This window comes from Bradyrhizobium sp. (assembly GCF_049586575.1).
GTDB lineage: Bacteria > Pseudomonadota > Alphaproteobacteria > Rhizobiales > Xanthobacteraceae > Bradyrhizobium.
Genome location: NZ_JBAVCF010000581.1, coordinates 1 through 3,266, shown reverse-complemented (window position 1 = coordinate 3,266; position 3,266 = coordinate 1). Strand labels below are relative to the sequence as shown.

Annotated in this window: 3 protein-coding genes; 2 read left to right on the top strand and 1 reads right to left on the bottom strand. The window is 62.2% G+C overall.

Annotation, left to right across the window (positions count from 1 at the left end):
* The first annotated feature begins 46 nt into the window (after positions 1 to 46).
* Positions 47 to 991 (top strand): alpha/beta fold hydrolase, encoded by a 945-nt coding sequence (locus WB528_RS21850; RefSeq protein WP_423890590.1) that lies wholly within the window; start codon positions 47 to 49, stop codon positions 989 to 991.
* A gap of 17 nt (positions 992 to 1,008) precedes the next feature.
* The gene (locus WB528_RS21845) at positions 1,009 to 1,419 is read left to right on the top strand and encodes a GFA family protein (protein WP_423890588.1); all 411 of its coding nucleotides are present in this window, start codon (positions 1,009 to 1,011) and stop codon (positions 1,417 to 1,419) included.
* 5 nt (positions 1,420 to 1,424) lie between these two features.
* On the opposite strand, the gene WB528_RS21840 is transcribed toward WB528_RS21845, so the two are convergent.
* Positions 1,425 to 3,266, bottom strand: a 1,842-nt coding sequence (locus WB528_RS21840) for a diflavin oxidoreductase (protein ID WP_423890586.1), incomplete at its 5' end; no start/stop codon positions are given.

Here is a 3,266-nt window from a genome sequence, read left to right as displayed (position 1 = left end):
CGAAAAAGCATGTCATAAAACGGCATCAGGAAACCTCTTCCCAAGCATGCGAGAAGGAAACGACGAGGTGAACCCGACCACCCACCAACCGCCGCAGATGGCGAAGGCCAACGGTATCGAGCTCTGTTACGAGACGTTTGGTGACCCCTCCGCGGAACCGCTGATCCTGATCATGGGTCTGGGCGCCCAGATGATTCATTGGGACGACGATTTTTGCCGGCAACTCGCCGCGCGCGGCTTCCGCGTGATCCGATTTGACAATCGCGACATCGGCCAATCCAGCCGGCTCTCCGGCGGAAAGCCCTTGACGGCGCTTGAGATGCTCAAGTTGCGTTTCCTGAAAATCCCGGTAAAGGCGCCGTACCGATTGCGCGACATGGCGGAAGATACGGTCGGCCTGATGGATACGCTCGGCATTGCATCCGTCCATCTGGTCGGCGCCTCCATGGGCGGCATGATTGCCCAGGAGATCGCGATTTCGTTTCCGCAACGTGTGCGTTCGCTTACCTCCATCATGTCCACCACCGGCAATCCGAAAATTCCCCCGCCGACGCGCGAAGCCATGGCCGTGCTGATGGCGCCACCGCCAAAGTCGCGGGAGGAGTTTCTCGAGCGTTTCGACAAGACCTGGAAAATCCTTCGCGCAGGCTCATTCCCGGAAGATGAGGCGCTTGATCGCGGCCGTGCCGAGCGGACCTTCGCGCGCGGCCTCAATCCGGCCGGCGTCGGCCGACAGCTCCGCGCTATCCTCGCCTCCGGCAGCCGCAAAGAGCGGCTTCGTACGGTCAAGACGCCGACGCTCGTCATCCACGGCACCGTCGATCCGCTGGTGCACCCCGCGGGCGGCAAGGATACCGCGGCTTCAATTCCCGGCGCCAAGCTGGTCATGATCGAACGCATGGGTCATGCGCTGCCGATCCCGATGTGGCCGCAGATCATCGATGCGATCGACAAGCATGCGCATTCCGCGCGCGCCAATACGATGCATTAAGCAAGCAGGAGAGCCCGATGAAACTCGAAGGCGGATGCTATTGCGGCGAGGTGCGTTACGTCGCCGAGGGCGACCCGATGTTCAAGGGGCAATGCCATTGCCGCGAATGCCAATATATCTCGGGCGGGGGTCCCAATTTTTTCATGCTGATGCCGGCCAAAGGCTTCAGCTACACCAAAGGCAAACCCCAGCAGTTTAGCCGCAAGGATATTGAAAACGCGGTCACACGCGAATTTTGCCCTGAATGCGGCACCCATCTGGTGACGCTGCGAGCAGGACTGCCTGCCGCGATCGTGAAAGCCGGCACGCTCGATGACCCTTCGCTTTACGGTCTCCCGCAAACGGCGATCTATACCTGCGACAAGCAGGAATTCCACATGATCCCCGAGGGAATGCCGAGCTTCGAGAAGCTGCCGCCACAGCGCTAGAAAGGCTAGCCCCCCGCCCAGACATCGAGCACGTAGCGATTCTTCGCGCCGAGATCGTCGATCCAGCGCTGGGCGCTATCGGCATCCGCACCACTGCGTTCGCGATAGATCGCGACCAGCGTTGCCTTGACGCCGGGCTCCATCTTGCCGCCGTCGCCGCAAACATAAATGATCGCGCCAGCCTCAGTCAGCGCCCACACGCGGTCTTTCTCAGCCGCAATCAGATTCTGCACATAGGTCTTTGGGCCGTCGCCGCGTGAGAACGCGGTGTACAGTTCGGTGATTCCATCCGTTGCAAAGCGCTTCAGTTCTCCCGCATAGAGATAATCCTGCTCGGGGTGACGGCAACCGAAGAACAGCATGGCCGGACCAAGCGTGGCGCCCTTGGCCTTGAGCGCGGCGCGTTCCTGCAGGAAGCCGCGGAACGGCGCCAGCCCCGTGCCTGGCCCGATCATGATGACGGGCACGCTTGGATTGTCAGGCAAGCGAAAGCCCGCTTTGGTTTCACGCACCGTGGCATGGATGGTGTCGCCGACACGCCGCCGCGCCAGATAATTCGAGCACACGCCCTTGTAGACGCCGCGTCCCGAGCTCGCGGGCGCTTCGACCACGCCGACCGTCACGCTGCATCGCGCAGGATCGGCAGAAGGCGACGACGAAATCGAATAGTAACGCGGCGCCAGCAACGACAGCATTTCGAGATAGACATGCAGCGGCAGTTCGCAGGCCGGATGTTCGTCGAGCAGATCGAACACCGACTTGCGCCTGTCGAGCACTTCGTCCCGGTAGCGCTCGGCGGACGCTCCATCTTCGCCGGTGAAGGCCTCCAGCTTGGGCTTGGTGACCGGGCAGCGGGTGTGCTCGGACATGATCTGGATCTGCTTGCGGGTTGCAACCTGTTGCAGCTCGACGAATTCCGTCAACAGCCGGCCGACCGATATGACCTCTCCCGCGGGCAACTGCGCGCGGCGTCCTTCGGCGACCTGGATGCGGATCTGGTCGGCGGGTTGAAAGCCAAAACGCCGTGCCACCGTATCAACCAGCGTCGGATCATTGCGCGGTACGACGCTCAAATGGTCGCCAACACGGTAGGCGACGCCGGACGGCAATTGAACCTCGATATGCCGGGTTGAGCGGTCCGACGGATTGGCGCCGGTCTTGTTCTGCAATTCGGCGTTGACCAATATCTTCATTGGCGAGGCGCCGCCCAGCGCGACCACGACGTTGGCCACTGAAGGTGCTACCGGTTCGATATTATAGAGCGGCTCGTCGTTCGCGCTGCGGCTGAAGCTGGAGTCGACGCCGAACTCCTTGACCGCCTCGGGCGCTGCCTTTGCAAACCATTGCTCGAATTGACCATCCAGATCGCTCCGGGCGTCGCCCTCGCCGCGTTCATACACGCTGCGGCCGCCATGCGCCGCCAGTTGCTCGTCGATGAACCGTGGAATCGACTGATAGGTCGCGGCCCAGTCGCTGTTGCCGCATCCGAACACGGCGTAGCGGACTTTCGCAAATGCATCCTTCGGCAGGCCATCGCCAAGCCATTTGACGAATTGGGTGGCGTTATCGGGCGGCGCGCCGTTATACGAGGCGCAGAAGACCAACAGGCCGCCCTGCTCCGGCAGTTTGCCGACGTAATCATCGAGCGGCGCAAGCTTGGTCGCGAAACCGTTGACCTCGGCAAGATCGGCCACGCGGGTGGCAAGTTCCTCGGCGGTGCCGAGATTGGATCCGTAGAGCACGAGCAGCGGCGTATGATGGGCCGGACGGGTTCGGGCGCGCGGTACGGTAGCACCAGCCGAAGGCACCGCCGCTACCACACCCGCATGGGCACCGCGCTCCTGCTC